The organism is Mesorhizobium sp. P5_C1 (assembly GCF_054049815.1).
Genome location: NZ_JBFULQ010001358.1, coordinates 1 through 604, shown reverse-complemented (window position 1 = coordinate 604; position 604 = coordinate 1). Strand labels below are relative to the sequence as shown.

Genomic DNA, 604 nt, shown 5'->3' with positions numbered 1-604 from the left:
GTCTTGCGTCGGCGTAGCTACCGACAATCGTCCAGGGCAGGAGGACGCGCTGATAGTTCGGCCCAGCCCATTCGAGATACGAAACCGCGACCTTACCGCGTGCGCCCAATCCTATGGCTCTCGCGAGGTCCGGGTGCCGAAATGCATTGACGTAACCGTCGCGCTGCATCCGTTGCTCGGACAGGCTCATCGAGGATGAGACGTCCACAGCGAGGACCAGTTCAAGATCGACCCCGAGCGTTCCGGATTCGGCTCCCGCCGATGGGGAGCAGGGAAAGCTGGCGAGAAGCGCCAGTGCCATCAGGCAAGATCTTGCCGGCCGTCGTATTCTCGGCCGGTCTGGTCGAAATTTCCAGCCAAACGATGTTGTCATCCGGCACAGCCCCCGGCGCCACAGGCGCGATCTCAGCAATCCAATGGGGAGTGTGCGTTGGCTTGTGACTGCGCGCTTCACCCGATTGGGTGAGGGCGCCACTCAGAGTCTTGAGGGCACGCGCAAGCGCGATAGCAGTGCCGTGAGCTCGGCCTGGCGATGCGTTCCCGTTTTGGCGAGGATAGCCCGAAGTTGGGTTCGCGCGGTTTCACGGCCAATCGCCAATCGGGC

The 604-nt window shown here is 62.6% G+C and carries 1 protein-coding gene; it reads right to left on the bottom strand.

All coding sequences use genetic code 11. The features are described 5' to 3' along the window. On the bottom strand, positions 1 to 301 hold a 301-nt coding region (locus ACXJ7R_RS35800), incomplete at its 3' end, for a DUF1194 domain-containing protein (RefSeq protein ID WP_457155898.1). Positions 302 to 604 lie beyond the last annotated feature (303 nt).